Source organism: Thermococcus cleftensis (genome assembly GCF_000265525.1).
Classification (GTDB): domain Archaea; phylum Methanobacteriota_B; class Thermococci; order Thermococcales; family Thermococcaceae; genus Thermococcus; species Thermococcus cleftensis.
In genome coordinates this window covers 1609366-1631223 of the sequence record NC_018015.1, presented here as the reverse complement: position 1 = coordinate 1631223, position 21858 = coordinate 1609366, and the positions used below count along the sequence as shown (strand labels likewise).

The window sequence follows — 21858 nt, the reverse complement described above, 5'->3', positions numbered from 1 at the left end:
GATGAAGTCCCTCTACCTCTCTCTTTTTGAGGAATGCAGAAAGGAGTACGAGGCGGAGCTGGCGAGGGGCAAGGTAGACGAGGCCAGAAAGTACGCCCTCAAGTGCGCGGAGATTCTGAAGACACTGGCGGAGAAGATGCCCGGCAGGAGAGAATTCTACCTGGAAAAGGCAAGGCGCTGGGAGGAGGCCGCGGAGGAACTCAAAACCTCACCACCCCGTGGAACACAGGCCAGCCTCAAGGGGGGAGCATCTACCGATGAGTACAGGGCACAAGTGGAGGGGCTGATAGCCCGTTCCACCGTCACGTGGAGGGACATCGGGGGGCTAGAAGATGTCAAGAGATTGCTGGCCCGAAACGTGGCCATAGCTTTCGCAAAGAGGCCCGAAGCTATAAAGCCGTGGAGGGGAATTCTCCTCTTCGGCCCACCTGGAACAGGCAAGACCCTTCTCGCTTCCGCGGCGGCGGGGAGTTTGAAGGCCACTTTCTTCAATGTCAAAGCTTCAGAGGTACTCAGCAAGTACTACGGCGAGTCATCAAAGCTGATAACAGCTTTGTATGAGCTGGCGAGGGAGAAGGCTCCCAGCATAGTTTTCATCGACGAGGTCGATGCGCTCAGTCTGAAAAGAGAGAGCGTCCACGAGGCAACGCGAAGAACCTTAGCGACCCTCTTGTCCGAGATAGATGGCTTTAAGGGGGGAGAGGAGGAATTCGTTCTTACGCTTGCATCAACTAACACCCCCTGGGACCTCGACGAGGCACTGCTCTCAAGGTTTCCGCTGAGGATTTATGTACCATTACCCGATAGGGAGGCTATCAAAGAGATTGTGAAGATACACACCAAGGGTCTGGATATAAGCGGGCTTGACCTCGATGGTATAGCAGAGGAGAGCGTGAAGCGCCTGTATTCAGGCAGGGAGATAGCGAACCTGTGCAACCTGGCAATACATCACATGCTCGAAGAGGAGAACCCCGAGCTCGCCGACTTCGAGGTGCTCTCGGAGGGTGACCCGAGAAAGCTGGAGCTCAGGATCAGACCACTGGAGATGAGGGACTTCGAGGAGGCGTTTAAGAAGATAAAATCCCCACTTACCAAGAAATATGTTGAACGCTATGAAAGGTGGGCCCGTGAATTCGGAGGTTGAGTGGGACTTATAGAAGAATACAGCAAGGCTTATAAGAACTTCCATTCTTCAAAGTTTGAACAACAACCGGAGGCGATAGTAATGCCTTTTGCCGGAACCGCCCTGGTTATCATAGGGGTTTTTCTTTTGATAATGCTCCTGCTGAGTGTGAAGGTGATAAGGCCGTACCAAAAGGGCCTCGTCGAGCGCCTTGGAAAGTTCAACAGGATCCTGGAGCCGGGAATACACTTCATAATCCCCTTCATGGAGCGCGTCAAGGTCGTGGACATGCGCGAGCACGTCGTTGATGTGCCGCCGCAGGAGGTCATCTGTAAGGACAACGTCGTCGTTACGGTTGATGCCATCGTTTACTACCAGATACTCGACCCGGTAAAGGCCGTCTACAACGTCAGCGACTTCCTCATGGCGATAATCAAGCTCGCCCAGACCAACCTGCGTGCCATTATAGGTGAGATGGAGCTCGACGAGACGCTGAGCGGGAGGGACATAATCAACGCCAAGCTGAGGGAGGAACTGGATAAGATAACCGACCGCTGGGGAGTCAAGATAACCAGGGTGGAGATACAGCGCATAGACCCGCCCAAGGACATTCAGGACGCGATGGCCAAGCAGATGACGGCTGAAAGGGAGAAGAGGGCGATGATACTCCTCGCAGAGGGTAAGAAGGAGGCTGCAATCAAGGAAGCAGAGGGCCAGAAGCAAGCTGCTATACTGAAGGCGGAGGGCGAAAAGCAGAGGCAGATACTCGTGGCCGAAGGCCAGGCGGAGGCAATAAGGAAAGTTCTCGAGGCCCTCAAGATGGCGGACGAGAAGTACCTGACGCTTCAGTACATTGAGAAGATGCCCGAGCTGGCCAAGTACGGTAACCTCATTGTCCCGTACGACACGGAAGCCCTCATCGGCCTGCTGAGAATCCTCCAGAAGGTGAAGGACGCTCCGATACCAGAGCCTCCGAAGGGAGATTCTGAACGGGCGGTTCCCCAGGAAGAGGGAAGCTCCCTCACCCCTGAAAAGACTTAAAGCCCTTTCTCTCAATTTTTGACGGTGGTGATCATGGAGACGCTCCCTATTTCCCTCCTTATCCTTGGCCTTCTCGTGATAGCCCTTGACATGATGGTCACGGCGTTCATAACGCCGATAGGAGTGGCCATGGTCGTCCTTGGGCTCCTCATGGGCTTCGGAGTCAACTTCACAGAGAGCTTTGTCATAGCCCTCATAGCGGCGATGATCTCGTACATCATCGTGGGTCGCTACATAAAGAAGGACGTTCAGGACGCGGGAAAGGGTAAATACACCTTCGAGCTCAAGGGCAAGCGCGGGAAGGTCGTCGAGATAGGGAAGGATCACTACATAGTCGAACTCGAGGGAGACAGGTGGATAGCGCTCAGCGAGAACGACGAAAAGCTGAAAATAGGTGAAGTTGTCGAGGTCTCCGAGGTGGACGGGGTCAAGCTGATAGTCAGGAGGGTGTGAGCTTTAGGCCTGTGCTTTTATCAGCCTTTTTCAGTCTTCTCCCCCTTCCCGTACACCACCCTGCCGTCCACCACAACGACCTCGACGTCGCTTCCCCTTGCGGAGTAAACGAGGAGTGAGTAGAGGTTCTCCATCGGTCTGAACCAGGGTTTTTCGGCGTTTATGAGAACCAAATCGGCGAGATAACCCGGTTTTATCAGTCCGGCCCTCAGACCAAGCGCCCTCGCCCCGAAAAGCGTTGCCATGCCGAATATCTCCCTCGCCGGAACGGCATGGGGCTTTCCTGCCGTTAGGTTGGCAACGATTCCGGCGGTTCTCATCTCCAGGAAGGGGTCGAGGATTCCGGTCGGGTTCGGCGAGTCGTTTCCCAGGGCAACGTTGAGGCCGAGGTCGAGGAGCTTTTCAAGGTTAATCGTCCTTCCCTCGAGCTTTACGTTGCTCGTCGGGCAGTGAACGAGGGTCGAGCCGGCTCCAGCGAGTCTGGAGAAGTCCTCCTCTCCGAGGTAAACGCCGTGGACGCCTATGAGTTTTTCGTTCAGCAGGCCTGTCTTTCCAAGGAGGCCGACGGGGGAAGTGCCGTGACGCTTTTTAACCCCCTCAACCTCGGCCCTGCTCTGGGCGAGGTGAAGGTGAACCCTCGCACCGGTTTCCTCCGACAGCTCCGCGGTTTCTCTAAATAGGTCGAGCGAGACGGTATTGGTCGCGTGCGGAGCTAGGACTGGGGTAACGAGTTCGCTCCTTCCGAGCCACCTCCTGAAGAACCGAAAGCCCTCCTCGGGACTCGCGAGGGGGAAGTCAACTTCGTCCATCATAGTTTGTCCGATGAAGGCCCGAACGCCGAGCCTCTCGGCAACCTCGGCTATTTCATTGGCAAAGAAATAGTGATCATTTATCGTCGTCGAGCCGTTTGCGAGGGCCTCCCGGATTCCAAGCTCCGCCCACTTCCTGATGTCCTTTCGCGTCCACCCTTGCTCCATTGGCCAGATTATTCTCTCAAGCCATTCCTCCGTCGGCAAGTCTTCACCGAGGCCCCTAAAGCGCGCCATCGCCACGTGGGTGTGGGCGTTTATAAGGCCAGGAACCACAATGTGGTTCCCTCCACCGTATACCTCATCGACACCGTATTCCCTGAGCTCGTCAGCGGGGACAACGGCCCGAATGGCCTTCCCCTCGACGATTACCGCGGCGTTCCTTCTGACTGACTCCGCATCGACTGCGGTTCCGATGAGCGCAAACATTCCATCACCTTTTGGAGATTTGCCATCAGAATAAATAAAACTTCTGACACATCGACATAAATTTGCCCAAAGAACTTAAATGCCACCCCCGAGGATTAAGTACCATGCCGCTCCTTGTGGTCATTAGAAGAAGGTCCCGCACCCTTGCCCTCTGGACGAATTGACTCTTCTCGCTTAGACCAATCGCTACCGTTATAAAGTCACCTTCAAAGCCTCTGGAGGTGGTAAAGATGATTGATAAAGTTTACTGCGCAGACCTTCGGCCCGATATGGAGGGCAAGCGCGTCAAGCTCGCAGGCTGGGTTTACAGAAAGAGGGAAGTCGGAAAGAGGGTCTTCATAGTGCTGAGGGACTCGAGCGGAATCGTTCAGATCGTCTTCGCCAAGGATAGGAGTGAAGAAGCCTACAAGGCAGCCAAAAAGCTCGGCATCGAGTCGAGCGTCATCATCGAGGGAACCGTCAAGGCCGACCCCCGCGCGCCGACGGGAGTCGAGGTTCAGGCGGACGTGATAGAGATAATCCAGAACGTGGACTTCTTCCCGATAACGAAGGACGCGAGCGAGGAGTTCCTGCTCGACGTGAGGCACCTGCACCTCCACTCGCCCAAGGTCGCGAGCATAATGAAGGTTAAAGCCACGCTGATGCAGGCAGCTAGAGAGTGGCTCCTCCAGGACGGCTGGTACGAGGTCTTCCCGCCGATACTCGTCACGGGGGCAGTTGAGGGGGGAGCGACCCTCTTCAAGCTCAAGTACTTTGACAAGACAGCCTACCTCAGCCAGTCGGCCCAGCTCTACCTTGAGGCGGCAATCTTCGGCCTCGAAAAGGTCTGGTCGCTAACTCCGAGCTTTAGAGCGGAGAAGAGCAGGACGAGGAGGCACCTCACCGAGTTCTGGCACCTTGAGCTCGAGGCCGCCTGGATGGACCTCTGGGACATCATGAAGGTGGAGGAGGAGCTGGTCAGCTACATGGTTCAGAGAACGCTTGAGCTCAGGAGGAGCGACATCGAGACCTTCAGGAAGGACTTAACGACGCTCAAGAACGCCGTTCCGCCCTTCCCGAGGATAAGCTACGACGAGGCAATCGACATACTCCAGAGCAAGGGCGTGCAGATAGAATGGGGCGAGGACATGGGCGCCGACGAGGAGAGAATACTCACTCAGGAGTTCGAGGCACCGTTCTTCGTCTACGGCTATCCAAAGCACATCAAGGCATTCTACATGAAGGAAGATCCTGAAGACCCGAGAAAGGTTCTCGCCGCCGACATGCTCGCGCCGGAAGGCTATGGCGAGATAATCGGTGGCTCACAGCGTGAGGACGACTACGACAAGCTCGTGGAGCGCATAAGGGAGGAGGGCATGAAGCCGGAGGACTACGAGTGGTACCTCGACCTCAGGAAGTACGGCTCGGTTCCACACAGCGGCTTTGGACTGGGCCTTGAGAGGCTCGTCGCCTGGGTGCTGAAGCTCGACCACGTCCGCTGGGCCACGCTCTTCCCAAGGACGCCGAGCAGGCTCTACCCGTGAGCCTGCCCCACCACAACTTTTATAAAACTCCCCCAAGACCATTAGCCCGAGGGCCCGTAGCCTAGCAGGATAGGGCGCCGGCCTTCTAAGCCGGAGGTCGCGGGTTCGAATCCCGCCGGGCCCGCCATTTCCCAAAAATTCGATTCTAAAAGGTTCTGCTAAATGGCCATGAAATGTTAAAGAGGAAAAGAAAATCTCACTTCCTCCTGAGAAGGAGCGGAAGGACGGCAAGGCCAACTATGAGTGCCGGCCCACAGATACCGCCGTTCTCCCCTTCCGGCGAGGTTGAGGTCGTCCCGGTTATCTCCTCCGGGCTCTTGCCCTCGACCATCAGGGCCGTCCACTGCTTGAGCCAAGTCTCGTAGTTCTCCTCTATCTCCTTGGGGTCTATGGTGACGGGCTCCTCCACATTGACGGCATAGCTAAAGACCTCCGGGAGCTTGACGTTCCTGTTCACCGGGTACATCCACTGGTTGAGCGGGAGCTTCTCCTGGGCCTCCTCGCTGATGAGGAACTCGATAAACTTCTTCGCCAGCTCCTTGTTCTTGGCGCCCTTGACTATTCCGGCACCCTCTATCTGGAGGTAGTTGCCCTCCCTGAAGGCGACGGCTCCGACGTTGGTGTTGTTCTCGTAATAAACCGTTGCCGCCGGTGATGTGGCGTAGCTGAGAACGAGAGGATACTCACCCTCGCTGAAGGCTCCCCATGCCTCGCTCCAGCCCTTGACTATCTGGACGTCGTTGGCCTTGAGCCTCTCCCAGTAGTCGAGCCAGTCGTCACCGTAGACCGCTATCGTCCAGAGGAGGAAGGCCATTCCCGGCGAGCTGGTGCGCGGGTCCTCGATGATGAGCTTGCCCTTCCACTCGGGCTTGGTGAGGTCTTCGAGACTTGCCGGTGGGTTCTGAACCATGTCCTTGCGGTAGTTGATGGCTATGTAGCCGTAGTCGTAGGGGGTGAGGTGAAACGTCGGGTCGAACTTCTCGATTATCCAGTCCGGAATAACGTCCGCGTTTGCCGGCCTGTAAGGCTCGAGTATTCCGGCATCGATGGCCTTGGCGAGGTAGCTGTTGTCTATGCCGACCACCACGTCCGCCTGAGGATTGTCCTTCTCCAGTATGAGCCTGTTGAGAACCTCACCGGCGTCGCCGATGAGGACGAGGTTCACCTTGACGCCGTACTTCTGCTCAAATATCGGCACTATCTCCTTCATCCACCACTCTATGCTGTCGTAGGAGTACACCGTCAGCGTCTCCTCGGCTTTAACGGGCCTGGGAGAGGCCAGAACGCCGAGGAGGAGGACAACAACCAGGAAAAGGCCCAGCCTTCTCATCTCACCACCTCCACTACCGGGTTTTGGTTTCCAATAATGGGGTAATAGCAGGGCTAATAAAGCTTTGCTTCACAGTTTCGGGAAGTCGGAAAAAGTTGAGAATAAAATCAGAGATTCACGGCACCGGTGGTGTAGACGTATAGGAAGTAAGCATATACAGCCAGAAAAACACCAGCGGTTACCCTGTCTATCCTACCAGTGAGCCTCAGGACGGCCGTGAGAAGGCCCATGACGAGCAGTGTCAGCGGGAGAGTAAAGGTGAAGACCGTCGCATCAACGCGTATCGGGTTTATGAGCGAGGCTATGCCTATCACCATCAGCACGTCGAGTATGTTGGCCCCGATGATGTTGCCCACGCTTATGTTGGGGAGCCTCTTGATGGTGGCCATCAGGGAGTTGGTGAACTCCGGCAGGGAGGTCCCGATGGAGACCATGGTGAGGCCTATCACCACCTCTGGAACGCCGTAGGCCCTTGCTATCGTGACCGCGCTGTCCACCACCAGCTTGGCACCGGTGACTACAACCAGGCCACTTGCGAGCATTATCAGCGCGTCCCTCCTCGGATTACCCCTGCCGCCCTCCGGGAGCTCCTCGAGGGTCATGTGTTTCCGGTAGAGGTAGTAGAGGAAGCCAAAGTAGATGAGGATAAGGCTCAACCCGTCGAGCCTGCCGATGGTTCCGTCGTACATCAGCAGTCCCGCGTAGGCAGTAACTCCTACCATGAAGAGGGAGTTCTTCCAGGCGGTCTTCTCAACGCTGAGGGGCCGCAGAAGTGCGGAGACGCCGAGAATGAGGGCGATGTTGGCGAGGGCACTTCCAATCGCGTTGCCCAGCGCTATGTCAGGGTTCCCCTGGTAGGAGGAGATGGCCGAGACGGTAACCTCCGGCAGAGTGGTGGCTATGCTCGCCAGGACGAGCGCTATGATGAACTCGCTCACCCCGAAGCCCTTTGCAACCCGTGAAGCGGCTTCAACGAAGTAGTCGCTTCCCTTGATGAGCAGAACCAGTCCGACGGCAAAGAGGATTATTTCAACTATCACCTTCTCCCACCGGGATAAAATAGGGAGCGGCCTTAAAAGTCATTCCCCTTCTCCTTGCCCTCCATGCGTATGACGTAGTCGGCCGCGTTCTGAAGGGCAACTGAAAAGCCCGGCTCCACTCCTATGACGATTGTTTCCTTGCCCTTCCTCTTGGCCTCGTTTATTATGGGCAGGAAGTCGGCGTCGCGGGTCGCGAGGGCTATCACCTCAACGTCGGAGTTGTAAATCAGCTCCATCGCCTCTATCGCTATCCTAACGTCGGTGTCGCCGGCGACTATGATTGGCTCAAGCCCCTGGTTCACGACGGCCTCTATCAATCCCTGGGGGGCGTACTGGTTGAGAACAACCTTGGCGACCCGAATCTTTCCTATCCTCTCGAGGGCCTCAACGATGTCCTCGAGCTTTATCCCAAACTCCTTGCGCAGAATGTTCGGACCGTCAATTATCAGCCCTATACTCTTGCCTTTAACGGGCTTGGCAGGTTCCTCCCCTACCTCCTTCTCACCCCTGCGGAGGACCTTGAAGATGCTCTCCTTCATCGCTCACCACCCTTGGGAGTCAGGATTATGGTGTAGTCGGCGGCGTGCTTCAGTGCCGCGGAAAAGCCTGGTTCAATTCCGAGGACTATCGTTTCCTTCCCCTTCTCCTTGGCTTTCAGTATGACCGGTAGAAACTCGGCGTTTCTAGTGGCGAGGGCTATGGCGTCGATGTTGGGGTTGTAAATCTCGCGCATCGCCTCGACGGCCAGCTTGACCCCGGTCTCGCCGGAGACAACTATAGTGTCGAAGCCCTGGTTGGAGATCGCCTCTATCAATCCCTGGGGGGCGTACTGGTTGAGAACAACCTTGGCGACGCGCAGGTCGCCGAGACCCTCGAGGGCCTCAACGATGTCCTCGAGCTTTATCCCAAACTCCTTGCGCAGAATGTTCGGACCATCGATGAGGAGGGCTATCTTCCTACCCCTGCTTATCTTCCTGCGCATCATTCCGATGCTCCTCATTCCGTCCTTCGTCATCGATATTATGCGCTCCCAGTTGCTGCCTGCCATGGGAGGTCACCGTTGGGATTGTGGGAATGAATCAATGGGATACCACACTACCTACGGGACAATCCTATAAAAAGGTTGATTCCCAGCCCGGGAAAACTTTAAAACGATGGGTTATAAAATCCGCACAGAGTGAAAAAGTACGCCGGTGGGAGCATGGCGGTGAAGTCCAAGTCCGGAAAAGCTCCACTCAGGGGAAAGCTCACAGCTATGGCGCTCGGGATAGCCACCGCCCTCGTGGCCATAGTCATCGTCGCCGCGCTCTTCGGAGAGAACTTCGACGACAACGGTATTACGGGGGCGGTTGCCGGAACCAGCGCGGCCGTTCTCATGGGGCACGCGCTCGGAAAGCTCAGGAGGCACGCCCTCAAGGCTTACTTTGGGCTGGTGTTCCTCAACACCATCACCGCGGCGCTCGTCGTCAAGTGGCTTTCCCTTAGCCCCGAAGGTGCCTTTCAGTTCCTCCTGTACCTGCTCCCCCTGTACCTCATCGTCGGCATCGTGGATCATGTTATCCTGAAAACACTGGAGAAAAGGGAAGCTCAGAGGAGCCTCTTGTAGTAGTACCAGAGGCCCCTTATTATATCCCTGACTTCAATCATTGTGAACATCTCCGTCCTGTCTATGAGCTTCGCCGTTTCCTCCCAGCTGTGGGCCTGAAGGACGCGGTAGATGAGAAGCTTTATCTGTCTCTCATCTAGGTAGGGCTTCATCCAGCCGTCGAGGAAGTAGAGCTTGACGATTGGCTTCACCGCATCAACCACCGTGTCGTAGGTCAGAACCTTGCCCGTGAAGGCGTCGAGCCTCTTCTTCTGAATCTCCGTGAGGTGGACGGGGTAATCGACTGCCTCGCCGAAGGGCGTCTCGAAGAGCCAGCGAACTATTTCAGGCTCAAGCTCCCTGTGGGTGTCACCGAGCCACTCGGTCAGCCTGATCCTGAACTCGTCGCTGGCCTGGCGAATGAGCTTCTTCGCCCTCTCGCTTATCGGTTTAAGGACTATCGCCGTGAATTCGCCACTCACCGGGTTCCTGGCGGGGCTGAGGTGCACCACCGCGAAGCCGTTCCTGACCCAGAACCTGGCGAGCTCTTCGCTCGCTCCGAAGCCCGAGCCTATCCAGTCGAGGCCCTTCTCCCTGGCTTCCTTCTCTAGCAGTTCTAAAGCTTTGCTTCCGAGGCCCAGATCCATCGCATCTGGGTGGGTGGCGATCCTGACTATTCTATACCCCTTCAGCTTGGCGAACTCCTTCGCCAGGTGGTGCTTGACCATCATGTCGGGGATTATGTTGCCCCTAGGCTTGTAGCCCTTGGCCATCTTGTCTATAACTTTCTTCGGAATCCCGCCCTCCTTGGCTATCTGTATCGCCGTCACGATCTTTCCGTTCTTGAGCCTCAGAACCCTCGCCTCGTGGTGGGGCGCATCGGCGAGCAAAGCCACGTCGCTCGGCCTGTTGCGGTAGTGTGCTAAAACGTAGATGCCCACGAAGTGCCTCAGATCGGGCCTGTCGTTCTCGAACCAGTCGTCGAGGTCGGGCTCTTCGAGGTAAACCTCCTTCCTCTTAATCAGCTCGAAGTCCTCCTCTGTCAGCTCGACCGGTTCAGCATCGAGCAGGAGGACGTCGAAGAGCCACCCCTCTATGGGATCGTTCTCGGCGTAGCGAATGGGCTCGTCCATGTGGAGCTCCTTAAAGGAGCGCTTCTCCCTGGCTTTCTTCAGGAACTTGACTGAAAAGCCCCTTCCTGCTCCCTCGTAGCCGTGAATCGTGGAGGAGTAAACAACCCTCTCCTTGTTGAGGTACTTGTGGAGTATCGGCACGTGGATTCCAGCGGCCTCGTCGAGTATGTACAGGTCGGCGCTCTTGCGGTAGCCCTCGGTGGGCGGATAATACCTGAGCCCGATCTTCCTGGCGTAGAGCTCCTTTATCAGGCCCCTCTCCTCGACGACGTGGGGCTTGAAGCCGAGCCTCTCCAAAGCCCTCTTGGCAAAGCGGAACAGGGCCTGGACGTTCTCCGGCTCGGGGGCGGTGACGACTATCCTCGTCCTCTTCTTGAGCGCGAGGGCAAAGCCTATGGCCGCGATCCCAACCGAGACGCTCTTGCCCCTCCCCCTATCGGCTGTAAGGACGAGCATTCCCTCCTCCTCGACCAGCCCCTCAAAGGCCCTGAGAACTTCCACCTGCCCCTCGGTGAGGGCCATCTCGTAGAGCTCGCGCGGGAAGAGGGTCTCCTCAGGAATGGGAACGCCTTTCCTCGCTTTAATCCTCGCCTGGGTCTTGCTCCTCTTCGGCTTCTTCTTCGCTTTCCCGTTTTCGGTGATGATGTATATTCCATCGTGCTCCGTGAACTTCCTGATAAGCCTCCTGTTGAAGCGCTTCTTGACGTCGTCTATCGTGTAGGGTGGCGTTACGAGGCTCTTGTGGAAGCCCGTCCACATGTTCTTCCACTTCTCGAAGGGGTGGGCCAGGATAAATATCAGTCCGCCTCCCCTGACAGTCTCGATTATCCTTCCGAGGTCGTTCGGGGAGTAGTCGTAACTCATGTCAAGGATAAGGAGGTCGTAGGTTCTTCCGAGGATATCGCGGGTGTGTTTGAACGTGACGGCCTTGACTTCCGCGTTCGAGCCGGCCAGAACGTCGAAGTGCTTCCTGAAGGCCTCGTAGCGCTTCCTGCCGAAGGTCTCCTCGCCGAGGGCATCGGTGGCGTAGAGAACCTCTATTTTGCCTTCGCTCTCGTCGCGGAGGCGCTTCTTCTTCAGCTCCTCCAGGATCCCGTCCAGAACCCTCGCGGAGGCGCCAGCAAGGATTCCAGCCAGTTCGGCCTTTTTCAGGGTGTCCCCCTCTATGATTATCATTCTCCTGTGGAACTTCTCAAGCGCTTGAGCAAGGGCAGTCTCGGTGAGCTTGAGAACGGAGTCCTTAACCTTCTCGCCCTTGGCGTAATCCCTAACCTCTTTATCAAAGCGGACCTTGACGGTCACGGCCGCCACCTCCCGGATAAAGGGGAGAAGGGGGATTTAAAAAGGTAGCTCAGGATCGTGGTCAGCCCGCCACGAAGCTCACCATCACGCGGTATCTGGCCGGAAACTTCATTTCCATTATCCTTTTCCTCTCGGCGTCTATCAAAGCCTCCAGCCCGCGAAAGTCCCTCTCGTCTATGTAGCCCCTATCGAGGAGTTCCCTCCCAAGGGCCTCAGTTTCGTTGAGTGTGGCCAGGCGCTCCCGGTCCCAGCATTCCCTGTCCCAGACCCACACCGCGCCGAGGCTCTCAAGCTCTGAGAAAAGCGCGTCCCTCTCGCTCTCGTTGAGCCACAGCTCGAGGTAGTGAACGGAGTAATCGGGGTCGTCTGCATAGACCGGCGGGTTGTCCAGGAGGTGCTCCCGGAAGATCCTCTCCACCTCCGGCGTCGCCCTGACGTACCAGCTCTCAAGGCAGGGAGGACTGACCGAGGAGTTCCGCTCCACCGGCTGTATTCCCGCCAGGAACCCCTCGGGAATTGAGTGGTGCACCGTGTTGAAGGGATATCCTGCGAAGATGAAGGCGTAGCCAACCAGTAGCAGGGCGGAGAAGAGCACCGCCACCGCCAGGGCCTTTGCAGGCTCCCTGTCGGCGAAGTCCCTTATCTCGAAGGCGAAGGCTACACCCGCGAGGGTTATCACCAGGCCCTGCAGGAGCGCCAGGGTTCCGACCACCGGGAACAGCTCGACGCTCGCCTCGCCCAAGCGGTCCCCGTATTCGGAGATGCTCTCGTTGAGCCAGACCACGTGTGAAAGCCGGAGGTACAGCTCGCTCGCGTTCCAGTTTCCCTTTCCGTCCTTCACTTCCTCAAGGATCCGCTGAATCTCTGCAGAGCGGTTCTCAATCAGCTCCTGAATTTGGGGTCGGTAATCGTACTCGGTTGGGAGGTTCAGGTCCCCCGAAGTCCTAACATAGAGCGTATCCCCAGCCCTCCACACTATCTCCCCGTTCCTCCCGGCCTCCAGGACGGCATAGGTCTTGGGGAAGTAGATGCCGTACGTCACGGGCGTACCCACAACCACCGGCACCTCCGGCACGTCCCGGAGGAGGAACTCCGCTATGCCGCAGTCCACGAATGGGACGGCCACCAGGAGAAAGGCCAGGGCAAATATCACCTTCGACGACTTCCTCATCACCCGATCCCTCCGAAGTCGAACTCCAATATGGTAACGTTCGCACAGAAACCGAACTCCCTTCCCGACCTCTCCAGCCCATTGAGGGAAGCGGACATCACGGCATCAACGGCACCCTCGTCCAGTCCCCCTGTCTCGAGCAGGTCCTCCCGGACCAGCGATACCAAGGCGTCATCAATTTCCAGCCTTTCGGGCCACGAAGGAAGGGAATAGACGTAGAGCACAGTGGTTTCTTCGGACAGATTGTCGAGTAGCCCTTCCGCCCTCTCCGGGAGAAGTGCCAGCGTTATTGAGAGGGCCCTCCCGTTCCACCTCTCGACACGGACGTACTCCGCCGAACCCACGGCGTCGAGCAGGAGGGAGTCCACCCGGGCGTTGCGAGGGACGTAGTAGGCCCTCTCGCCGCAGAAGTTGAGCTTATCCTCCCATTTTGACTCGACACCGAGGAGCGGGTCGTGTTCCTGAAGGAGGCCGTAGGAGATGAAGGAGACCCCGATGATAAGGGCAAGAAGGAGTGCCAGGTTCCTGAAATCCGAGAGCATCTCAATGAGGACGTCGATCCTGGAAAGCAGGAGAATCGCGCCCGCCAGCAGGAGAAGCGAAACCACGATCTCACCCGGAACCGGGTTCCCGCCGTGGAAAAGCCTGTAGGGATAGGGTGGCCTCACCAGGATCTCCGTCACGTTTTCACCGCGTTTGAGTTTCTCAAGTTCACTCCTGACCTCGAGGGTTATCCTGAACAGGCTCATAGCGTGGATAAAGGTCGATTCGTTTCCGGTTTCAGACCAGAGTGCGATGTATTCGGAGGTGAGGTTGAGGAAGTTGCTGTAGGATCTCTCCAGCCCCATTAGTTCCAGCCGGTAGTGCTCGTCCGGTTTGCCCTCACGCCCCCTGACCAGGAGGTAGTACTCGCCGGTAGACGGCAGGTAAGAATAGCCAAGCAGGGAATCCTCAAGGGAGCGGACGTAGAGAGCCGGCAAAATCGGGCTGACGTTTTCATGGTAGTGGGCAACGACCCGGCTACCGGGGTAGCCCTCCAGCATCTCGCCGACCTGGCGATAGCTCCACCACTGGACGACGGTTAGGAGGACCATGCCCGCTATTGCGAGCGCCGCGAGATGTTTTCTCCTGGAGAGTTTCATCACCACAACCATGGTTGATGTCCTTAAATACCTTTCGGGGTTGCAAACACGTCGCGGAGACGACTATCGAAACGCTAAGCTTTTATACGAAAAAGGCCGAGTTGGTTCGGTGGTTTCTATGGCGAAAGGTCTGGGTGAGAAAGACTTAGGAAAGTTCAAGCTCGTCGGAAACATCGACGCCTTCAGAAGGAAGGTGGTCTTCCAGGTCACCGAAATAAGCGTGGAGAAGGACGACTACTTCTCAAGGCTCTACCTCTACGACGGGAGGAAGGTCAGGCCCTTTACCTCTGGCAACAAGGACGCGAACCCGCGCTTTTCTCCCGATGGTAAGCTGATAGCCTTCACCTCGAAGCGGGACAAGGAGAGCAAGGAGGCCGAGCTCTACGTTATTCCCACGGACGGCGGGGAGGCGAGGCTTTTAGCGAGGTTCAAGTACGGAATCAAAAACCTCCGCTTCACCGAGGACGGGAAGGGAATAGCGGTCGTCACGCCGATAGACATTGAGAAGAAGCCGAAGGATGACGTCCACCTGATTAAGGAGCTTCCCTTCTGGTTCAACGGCGTCGGCTGGGTCTACGGGAAGAGGAGCGTTGTTTACCTGGTGGATATTGAAAGCGGGAAGAAGAGACGGCTGACGCCGAAAAACCTTGACGTCTCGCAGATTAGGTTCTATGAAGGAAAGCTCTACTTCATAGCCCAGGAGGACCGCGAGAGGAAGCCGATGGTGAGCGACCTCTACGTCCTCGAGGGCAGGAAGGCAAGGAGACTAACCCCCGGGGAGTGGAGCGTAAGTGACTTCATTCCCCTCGACGACGGGACGTTCATTTTGAAGGCCAACACGAGGGAGAGGGGCATTCCCACGAACACCCACATCTACCACTACAACCCGGAGACGGGAGAGCTAAGGAAGCTCACCGCCAAGCTCGACCGCTCGGCCTACAACTCGCTCAACAGCGATGTTCGAGGGCCTCAGAGGGCGGAGCTGGCTTTTAAAGACGGCTGGATTTATTACGTCGCCACCGACGGCCCGAGGGCCAACCTCTTCAGGGTTAACCTCGAGGGGAAGATAGAGCACGTCATCGGCGGGGACAGGAGCGTCGAGAGCTTCGCTATAGGCGATTACATAGCCTTCACCGCCCAGGACGCGGTTACACCAACGGAGCTCTACGTCCTCCGCGACGGGAAGGAGAAAAAGCTCACGGACTTCAACGGCTGGATTAGAGACTACTCCCTCTCGAAGCCCGAGCACTTCAAGGTTAAAGCCAGCGATGGCGTCGAGATAGACGCATGGATAATGAGGCCCGTTGATTTTGAGCCTGGGAAGAAGTATCCGGCCGTTCTGGAGATTCACGGAGGGCCGAAGACGGCTTACGGCCACTCCTTCATGCACGAGTTCCACGTTCTTACTGCCAAGGGCTTCGTGGTAATCTTCTCCAACCCGCGCGGCAGCGACGGCTACGGTGAGAACTTTGCCGACATCAGGGGGCACTACGGCGAGCGGGATTATAAGGACCTGATGGAGGTTGTTGACGAGGCCTTAAAGCGCTTCGACTTCATCGACCCGGAGAGAATCGGCGTCACCGGCGGCTCCTACGGCGGCTTCATGACCAACTGGATTGTCGGCCACACGAAGCGCTTCAAAGCTGCCGTAACCCAGCGCTCCATCTCGAACTGGGTGAGCTTCTTCGGCACGACTGACATCGGCTACTACTTCGCCCCCGACCAGATAGGAGGCGACCCCTGGAGCAACCTCGATGGTTACTGGGGGAAGAGCCCGCTGAAGTACGCGCCGAACGTTGAAACGCCTCTCCTCATAATCCACAGCATGGAGGACTATCGGTGCTGGCTGCCGGAGGCTCTGCAGTTCTACACGGCTTTGAAATACCTCGGCAAGACCGTTGAGCTTGCCCTCTTCCCGGGCGAGAACCACGACCTCAGCAGGGGCGGAAAGCCGAAGCACCGCGTTAGGCGCCTGGAGCTTATAGCCGGGTGGATGGAGAGGTGGCTCAAGGAGTGAGCCTTTCCATTTTTTCACAACACTTAAATACGTGAACTCACATATTCCAGTGCGGTGATGCTATGCCGAACATAACCCTCTCTATCCCCCCCGACCTCTACAGGCGAATGAAGAAACACCCCGAAATAAAGTGGAGTGAGGTAGCGAGAAAGGCCATAGCGGAGTATTTGGCCAAAATCGAGGCCGAGGAGCTGGGTTCTGAGGAGATACTGTCCCTTCTCGGCGAGGACTTCAGGAGGGAGCTTGAGAGCACCCCCCTTGAGAAATACGAGGAGGCACTTGAGAAAACGAGGGATGCGGAATGGAAGAGGCTCTCTACGACACCAACGTCCTGATTGAAGCGACAAAATCCGGAAAAAAGCTGAACGGATACACAACCGTTCTAAACGTCGTGGAGTTCCCGAGGGCGCTTGAGCTCGGACTGACGGTGATAACGCCGAGCCTCGAAGACTACCTGCTGGCGATTAAAATATCGCAGGCGATGGTGAGGAGGGGGACGCCTGTCCCGGCGGTTGACGCGATAGTTGCCGCCGTGGCGATGAACAGGGGGCTGAGGCTCGTCACGGAGGATAGGCACTTCGAGTGGATAAGGAAGGAGTTCGAGGGGCTAAGGCTCAGCTCGGAGAAAAAAGAAGGGGCTCAGAGAGTGTAGTCCAGAACCCTCTTGGCCTCCTCGATGTGCTCGGGGTAGACGTTCTTTATCTCCGGGTGCAGGGCCTTGATGACCCTCCCAACGAGCACGAAGAGGGTTCCCGCTATTATGGGAAGCTCGTTCACTACCTCCTCCTCGAGCGGAATGTCGCCGGGTATCTTCCTGAGGACGTACTTCCTGATGGGCTCGATCTGAACCTTCTCGTCTTCGATGACCGCTCTAAAGAGGTTGAGGCTGTTCCTGAAGCCCTTTGTGATGGGTATGTGCCTGAGCTTTATCGTGCCTGAGCGTTCGGCCTTGGCATTTTCGTAGGCCACTTCGAAGAGGTCAGCGAGCTTTTTCTCGACTATCTCCATCATCTCCTCGGCGCGGGGCTTAATAACGGCCAGCTCACAGGTTCTTTCGAGTATCTTCTGGAGCTGGGGGTATGGAATCACCATCTCCGCCACTGCCATCACCTCCGTTTTCTTCGCGAGAATTTTAGTAACTCAAAGTATATAAAACTTTCCCCGAGGTTTTTAAACCCAGCCGCAGACTCGAGACCATGAGGGCCTACGTGATAGCGTTCCCTGAAAAGAAGTGGGAGAACTACACTGTTCCAGTGGCTGATGAACCTGTGATTAAGCTCACCGAGAGGAGGCTTTTGATGAGCAAGAGGATAGACGAGGTCATCACTGTGGTCAGGAGGGACAGACTCAGGGTTTATTCACTCCACGTCTCGAATCCCCTTCCTGTTTCCGCGAGGGGCAAGATGGAGGCTCTCCTGAAGGCCCTCCCGGAAGCGCCGTTTTTCCTGGCCGAGGGCAACATGCCGCTGATAATGCCCTTCCTCGTGAACTACATGACGGGCCTCTTCTACGAGAACGAGCCGGAGGCCCTGATACCCGTCTGGAGGGACGGGACGGCAGAGGTTACGCATGCGGTTTACGAGCCTGACGCCCTTGCCGATGCCATTGAGGCGGCACTGGCCGAGGGATACCGGAGCCTGGGCAGGGTAGTGGAGTTCCTCGACTACGAACCGCTGCCAATTGAGGAACTGGCGAAGAGGAACCCGAAGGTCACGCTGAGCTTCTTCAGGGTGCGGAACTCCTTCGACGTCAGGTTCGCTGAGGAGACGCTGGAAAAGATGAGAAGCCAAATTTGATTGGAAACACTTCAAAATTATGTAAGAAGGCTTAAATAGTTCAAAGCCTACAATAAACTAAGGGTAGGAGTCCCGAAAAGTTCTTCTGCTCGGTTCGGACCAAAAAGGAGAGAGTATTATGAAAAAAATTTTGAGCGCAGCGGTATCGCTGCTCATGCTTTTCAGTCTGGTGGCAGTGCTGGGGCCCCCGTCGGCTTCCGCAAAGCCCCTGACGGATTACAACGTGCTGGTTTTAAAGAACTCTGACGCCTGGGGTACGCCTGCTGTTGAGTATACCCTCACGGGCATGGGGGTACCATACGACGTCATGACGAGTACGGAACTTCAGAACAGAACAGCCCAGACCCTAATAGATGCGTACGACATGATTATCATTGTAAGCGACCAGTCCCAGGACTTTTACGACGAAATAGGGCCACAGATGGGCAAGCTGGAGGATTACGTAAGGGCAGGAAGGGTCCTCGAAATCCACGCCGCCAACTGGGGCTGGGGCGGTGGAGTGTGGACGACACCCCTGCCCAGGGACGTGACGCTGACCAAGAGCTACTCACGCAGGGATTACGTTATCGCCAACAACACGACCCTCGCCAGCAGTTACGCAAGCCACGCCTACCTCAACAACCTTCCCGCCGACGCGGAGATAATCACAGTTCAGGCACCATCGGGAACTCCCGAGTACGGCAGGCCGAGCACTGCAGTCTACACCCTTGGAAACGGCAGGGTGTTTGTAACAGGCCTTACCATCGAATACAGCGTCGCAAGAAAGGGGCCCGAATGGGAGGCGTTCTACAGGGAGATGATACTGAACAACCTGGGTTACTCCCAAGTGGTTCCCACACCTGAGACACCGGCTCAAAAGGGAATAAACGTGATGTTATTCAACTTCTACTACTACATTCAGTACCACAGGAACCTCGACAGATACAACACCCTCTACGGGGAGGCCCTCGATGGGGGGCTGGACAACGAAACCCTCGGTCTGGCGACGATACAGAACGACACAGCCGCTGACTACTACGCCAACGCGAGCCAGTACGGGCCGGTTGTTGCGAACTTCCCGAGGATCTACATCTTCATAGACCTGAGAAAGGCGGCGCTTCACCAGAAGCAGGCAGTAGGAATACTTGAAGAGGGAATGGCCGACTGGTGATCTGCCATTCACCCTATTTCTATTGCTTTTCTGACCCTGTCTGCTATCAAAACCGCCACTCCAGCTTTTATTGCATCAACGGGCAGGAACGGCATCACCCCAAGGAGGAAGGCCTTCTGAAAGTCTCCCCCAAGGAAAAGGCCGAGCCTCAGCCAGCCCAGGAGGTATATTACCCCGACCCCGACCAGGGAGCCTCCGAGCATGCCGCTTTTCTTTCCAGTTTTTTCGGCCACATACCCCGCTATGAACGCCGCTATTGGAAACGCGACTATGTACCCCCCAGTCGGCCCGTAGAGCACCGCGAACCCGCCCTGAAAACCGGCGAACACCGGGAGCCCCACGGCACCCATGACCACGTAAACGAGCTGGCTCAGAAAGCCGAGCCTCGGCCCGAGGACGAGCCCGCTCAGGAGAACGACCAGAACCTGAAGCGTTATCGGAACCGGGCCTATGGGTATGCTTATCTGGGCACCGACCGCGGTTAGGGCCGCGAAGAGGGCGGCAAAGGAAGTCTCCCTGGCGTTCATGTAACCACCGAGAGATGCTGGAGGGGAGCCTTAAAACCTTTTGCCGTCGCCGTTGGGAACGTTTTTAAATCCAGCCGAAGAGTGTGAAGCGATGCTGAAGGCCGAAAACGTCTGGCACGTCTACGAGAACGGCAGGGAGGCCCTTCGCGGTGTCAGCTTCGAGATGGGTCAGGAAATAGTCGCCCTAGTCGGTCCCAACGGGAGCGGAAAGACAACGCTGGCCAAGCACCTGAACGGCCTTCTGAAGCCGACTAGGGGGAGGGTTCTCGTGGACGGAATGGACACTCGCGAGCACACGGTGGCGGAGCTCTCGCGCACGGTCGGCTACGTCTTCCAGAACCCCGAGCACATGTTCTTCGAGGAGAACGTTTTTCGCGAGGTGGCATTTGGACCCAGAAACCTCGGACTGAGTGAGGAAGAGATCGAGGAGCGCGTCAGGTGGGCACTGAAGGCCGTGGGCATGGAGGGCTTTGAGGAGAGAACACCGTACTCCCTGAGCGGCGGTGAGAAGCAGAGGCTGGCCATAGCGTGCGTCCTCGCGATGAAGCCCAAATATCTGATACTCGATGAACCCACGACGGGACTCGACGGAAGGTCCGAAGAGGGCGTCGTAGAGGCGATAAGAAGGCTCCACTCGGAGGGGCACGGGATTTTCCTCATAACCCACGACATGGAGCTGGTGGCGAGGCTGGCCGAGAGGGTGGTTCTGCTCCACGAGGGCAGGAAAGTCTTCGACGGTCCGGTGGAGGAGTTCTTCTCCCTGGAACTGCACGACTACGGCCTTGAAAAGCCCGAGCTCCTGAGGATAAGCGAGAGGGCTGGAGTGGGTTTCGTGAGGAGCGTGGACGAGCTGGTGGAGGCTCTGGCGGGTGGTGCGAGATGATCTACCCCTTCTACACTGAGAATGATTCCCTCCTGCACTCCCTCGACCCGCGGGTGAAAATAATCGGAACGGCCGCGGGAATAGCCGCGCTCATGCTCTATAACGATCCAGCCGTTCTGATACCGATGTTCTTCCTCTTCCTGCTCGTCGGGCGGCTGCTTGGTGGGGTTGGGTTGGGGGAGCAACTGAGGCTCCTGAAGCCCCTCCTGCCGATAGTGGTCATAACCCTGGTGGTGTGGCCCCTGATATACGAGCCGAGGCTCAAGGGACTTCTCTTCGGGGTTTCCTTCGCGATGAGGCTCCTCACCTTTGCCCTCCTGACCTTTCTCCTCCTGATGACGACCAGCCAGCGCGACCTTATCCTCGGCTTCGTGAGACTGGGAATGCCCTACGAGTTCGGACTGACGATATCGATAGCCCTCCGCTACATTCCAACCCTCTACCTGCTCTCTAGGAACATAATGGACGCCCAGAGGAGCAGGGGCTGGGAGGTGGACAGGGGGAACTTCATAGTCAGGGCAAAGAAGATGACGGCGGTTCTCATTCCCCTCCTCGTTGCATCGCTCAAAACGGCCCACGAGCTCAGCATAGCCCTCGAAAGTCGGGCCCTTGGGGCTTCTAAGAAGAGAACCTTTCTCTATGACATAGAGATGAGCGCGAGGGACTACGCGGCGGTCGTCCTCGTGCTTGTCCTCTTCGGACTGGCGGTGTACCTCCGCTACGCCCTTGGAATAGGCCACGTGAGCATCTACAACTGAATAATTGCCTTGACGAGGGAGTCAATAGGCAGGGAGTGGTCGCCGAGGCTTGAAACGTAGTCGGGAGGCGCGCGGAGAACGGTGATGCTGAGCCGGTAGTGGCCGCGGTAGGAGCTGGTTCTCAGAACTGCCAGGGCATCGAAGAGTTCCGGAAGGGTATAGAACCGTCTGAACTCGGAAGGAAGGTCGAGCTCGTTCAGCTCGATGGTAGAATGCCCCAGGACGAGAACGAGGCCCTTCCGGTCCACCGCCTTCCGGACCTCCAACAGACCTTCCCTGGACACGCCCGCGAGGGCGGGAAAGCGGGAGGCGAGGACGAGCGAGCCGTCATCAACCGCTTCGAGGGCTTTTAGAAGGTCGTCGAGGGAGTAAACGTTGCCGGCGTAGAGGTTTGAGACGTCCTCGGCGAGGCGCTTCAGCAGGCGCACGGAGAGAACGCCGCCGGGCCCCAGATGGTAAACCGAACCGCTTTTCAGGGCAGACGAGGCCAGGTGGTGGAGGAAAACCGTCTCGGAAAGCTCGTCCGCGAACACGAAGCCGGCCAGGGTTCCCTCACCTAAGCCAAAGGGAAAACCGTCAAAGGGCTTGACCTCCTTGGCCTGAAGTTCGGCCGGCTTGAAGAACATGGCCATCACCTTCGATAACG

At 56.9% G+C, this 21858-nt stretch carries 23 protein-coding genes and 1 tRNA gene; 13 read left to right on the top strand and 11 right to left on the bottom strand.

Annotated elements, in window-relative coordinates; translation table 11 throughout:
- The first annotated feature begins 1 nt into the window (after window position 1).
- The 3 genes from CL1_RS08870 to CL1_RS08860 all read left to right on the top strand — a co-directional run bounded on the left by CL1_RS08870 (window position 2) and on the right by CL1_RS08860 (window position 2617).
- Window positions 2–1144, top strand: a complete 1143-nt coding sequence (locus CL1_RS08870) for an ATP-binding protein (protein ID WP_014789544.1) — start codon at window positions 2–4, stop codon at window positions 1142–1144.
- Between the two features lie 81 nt (window positions 1145–1225).
- A complete protein-coding gene (locus tag CL1_RS08865; protein WP_014789543.1) occupies window positions 1226–2164 on the top strand; it encodes an SPFH domain-containing protein in 939 nt (312 codons plus the stop codon).
- Window positions 2165–2197: 33 nt separating this feature from the next.
- On the top strand, window positions 2198–2617 hold the full coding sequence (locus CL1_RS08860) for an NfeD family protein (RefSeq protein WP_014789542.1): 420 nt from the start codon (window positions 2198–2200) through the stop codon (window positions 2615–2617).
- A gap of 20 nt (window positions 2618–2637) precedes the next feature.
- On the opposite strand, the gene CL1_RS08855 is transcribed toward CL1_RS08860, so the two are convergent.
- Window positions 2638–3855, bottom strand: a complete 1218-nt coding sequence (locus CL1_RS08855) for an amidohydrolase family protein (RefSeq protein ID WP_014789541.1) — start codon at window positions 3853–3855, stop codon at window positions 2638–2640.
- Between the two features lie 230 nt (window positions 3856–4085).
- Here CL1_RS08855 and asnS point away from each other — a divergent pair, with 230 nt between their 5' ends.
- Both asnS and CL1_RS08845 read left to right on the top strand, forming a co-directional pair.
- Window positions 4086–5378: an asparagine--tRNA ligase gene (gene asnS, locus CL1_RS08850; protein ID WP_014789540.1), complete on the top strand. Its 1293-nt coding sequence runs from the start codon at window positions 4086–4088 to the stop codon at window positions 5376–5378.
- A gap of 50 nt (window positions 5379–5428) precedes the next feature.
- Window positions 5429–5505, top strand: a tRNA-Arg gene (locus CL1_RS08845).
- Between the two features lie 69 nt (window positions 5506–5574).
- Here the strand turns inward: CL1_RS08845 and CL1_RS08840 are convergent.
- The 4 genes from CL1_RS08840 to CL1_RS08825 form a co-directional block, all read right to left on the bottom strand.
- Window positions 5575–6708 (bottom strand): thiamine ABC transporter substrate-binding protein, encoded by a 1134-nt coding sequence (locus CL1_RS08840; protein ID WP_014789539.1) that lies wholly within the window; start codon window positions 6706–6708, stop codon window positions 5575–5577.
- A gap of 107 nt (window positions 6709–6815) precedes the next feature.
- The gene (locus tag CL1_RS08835) at window positions 6816–7748 is read right to left on the bottom strand and encodes a calcium/sodium antiporter (RefSeq protein ID WP_014789538.1); all 933 of its coding nucleotides are present in this window, start codon (window positions 7746–7748) and stop codon (window positions 6816–6818) included.
- Window positions 7749–7780: 32 nt separating this feature from the next.
- Entirely contained in the window at window positions 7781–8287 is a 507-nt protein-coding gene (locus CL1_RS08830) for a TIGR00288 family NYN domain-containing protein (RefSeq protein WP_014789537.1), read from the bottom strand.
- Entirely contained in the window at window positions 8284–8796 is a 513-nt protein-coding gene (locus CL1_RS08825) for a TIGR00288 family NYN domain-containing protein (RefSeq protein ID WP_014789536.1), read from the bottom strand. The genes CL1_RS08830 and CL1_RS08825 overlap by 4 nt, the downstream gene beginning before the upstream one ends.
- Before the next feature lie 129 nt (window positions 8797–8925).
- Here CL1_RS08825 and CL1_RS08820 point away from each other — a divergent pair, with 129 nt between their 5' ends.
- A complete protein-coding gene (locus tag CL1_RS08820) occupies window positions 8926–9354 on the top strand; it encodes a hypothetical protein (protein ID WP_148267301.1) in 429 nt (142 codons plus the stop codon).
- Here the strand turns inward: CL1_RS08820 and CL1_RS08815 are convergent.
- From CL1_RS08815 to CL1_RS08805, 3 genes are all read right to left on the bottom strand, one after another.
- Complete coding sequence (locus CL1_RS08815; RefSeq protein WP_014789534.1) at window positions 9336–11768, bottom strand: tRNA(Met) cytidine acetyltransferase TmcA; 2433 nt, start codon at window positions 11766–11768, stop codon at window positions 9336–9338. The genes CL1_RS08820 and CL1_RS08815 overlap by 19 nt on opposite strands.
- A 61-nt stretch (window positions 11769–11829) precedes the next feature.
- Window positions 11830–12939 (bottom strand): hypothetical protein, encoded by a 1110-nt coding sequence (locus CL1_RS08810; protein ID WP_014789533.1) that lies wholly within the window; start codon window positions 12937–12939, stop codon window positions 11830–11832.
- Window positions 12939–14081 (bottom strand): hypothetical protein, encoded by a 1143-nt coding sequence (locus tag CL1_RS08805; protein ID WP_048152207.1) that lies wholly within the window; start codon window positions 14079–14081, stop codon window positions 12939–12941. The genes CL1_RS08810 and CL1_RS08805 overlap by 1 nt, the downstream gene beginning before the upstream one ends.
- A 118-nt stretch (window positions 14082–14199) precedes the next feature.
- Between CL1_RS08805 and CL1_RS08800 the strand changes: the two genes are divergently transcribed.
- The 3 genes from CL1_RS08800 (at window position 14200) to CL1_RS08790 (ending at window position 16750) form a co-directional block, all read left to right on the top strand.
- A complete protein-coding gene (locus tag CL1_RS08800; RefSeq protein ID WP_014789531.1) occupies window positions 14200–16098 on the top strand; it encodes a S9 family peptidase in 1899 nt (632 codons plus the stop codon).
- A gap of 62 nt (window positions 16099–16160) precedes the next feature.
- Window positions 16161–16433 (top strand): hypothetical protein, encoded by a 273-nt coding sequence (locus tag CL1_RS08795; protein WP_014789530.1) that lies wholly within the window; start codon window positions 16161–16163, stop codon window positions 16431–16433.
- Complete coding sequence (locus CL1_RS08790; protein WP_014789529.1) at window positions 16400–16750, top strand: PIN domain-containing protein; 351 nt, start codon at window positions 16400–16402, stop codon at window positions 16748–16750. The genes CL1_RS08795 and CL1_RS08790 overlap by 34 nt, the downstream gene beginning before the upstream one ends.
- Here CL1_RS08790 and CL1_RS08785 read toward each other — a convergent pair.
- On the bottom strand, window positions 16738–17199 hold the full coding sequence (locus CL1_RS08785; RefSeq protein ID WP_014789528.1) for a DUF1931 family protein: 462 nt from the start codon (window positions 17197–17199) through the stop codon (window positions 16738–16740). The two genes, CL1_RS08790 and CL1_RS08785, sit on opposite strands and share 13 nt — an antisense overlap.
- 95 nt (window positions 17200–17294) lie before the next feature.
- Here CL1_RS08785 and mobA point away from each other — a divergent pair, with 95 nt between their 5' ends.
- Both mobA and CL1_RS08775 read left to right on the top strand, forming a co-directional pair.
- Window positions 17295–17894 carry a molybdenum cofactor guanylyltransferase gene (mobA, locus tag CL1_RS08780; RefSeq protein ID WP_014789527.1) on the top strand — a complete coding sequence of 200 codons (600 nt, stop codon included), beginning with the start codon at window positions 17295–17297 and terminating at the stop codon, window positions 17892–17894.
- A gap of 118 nt (window positions 17895–18012) precedes the next feature.
- Window positions 18013–19044, top strand: coding sequence for a pyrolysin (locus CL1_RS08775; RefSeq protein ID WP_014789526.1), 1032 nt, complete (start codon window positions 18013–18015; stop codon window positions 19042–19044).
- Between the two features lie 8 nt (window positions 19045–19052).
- Here CL1_RS08775 and CL1_RS08770 read toward each other — a convergent pair whose 3' ends face one another.
- Window positions 19053–19571: a biotin transporter BioY gene (locus CL1_RS08770; protein ID WP_014789525.1), complete on the bottom strand. Its 519-nt coding sequence runs from the start codon at window positions 19569–19571 to the stop codon at window positions 19053–19055.
- A gap of 91 nt (window positions 19572–19662) precedes the next feature.
- Here CL1_RS08770 and CL1_RS08765 point away from each other — a divergent pair, with 91 nt between their 5' ends.
- Together CL1_RS08765 and CL1_RS08760 are read left to right on the top strand one after the other, a co-directional pair.
- The gene (locus tag CL1_RS08765) at window positions 19663–20454 is read left to right on the top strand and encodes an energy-coupling factor ABC transporter ATP-binding protein (protein WP_014789524.1); all 792 of its coding nucleotides are present in this window, start codon (window positions 19663–19665) and stop codon (window positions 20452–20454) included.
- The gene (locus CL1_RS08760) at window positions 20451–21212 is read left to right on the top strand and encodes an energy-coupling factor transporter transmembrane component T family protein (protein WP_014789523.1); all 762 of its coding nucleotides are present in this window, start codon (window positions 20451–20453) and stop codon (window positions 21210–21212) included. Before CL1_RS08765 ends, CL1_RS08760 begins: the two co-directional genes overlap by 4 nt.
- Here the strand turns inward: CL1_RS08760 and CL1_RS08755 are convergent.
- On the bottom strand, window positions 21203–21844 hold the full coding sequence (locus CL1_RS08755) for a hypothetical protein (RefSeq protein ID WP_237266241.1): 642 nt from the start codon (window positions 21842–21844) through the stop codon (window positions 21203–21205). The genes CL1_RS08760 and CL1_RS08755 overlap by 10 nt on opposite strands.
- Window positions 21845–21858: the final 14 nt, after the last annotated feature.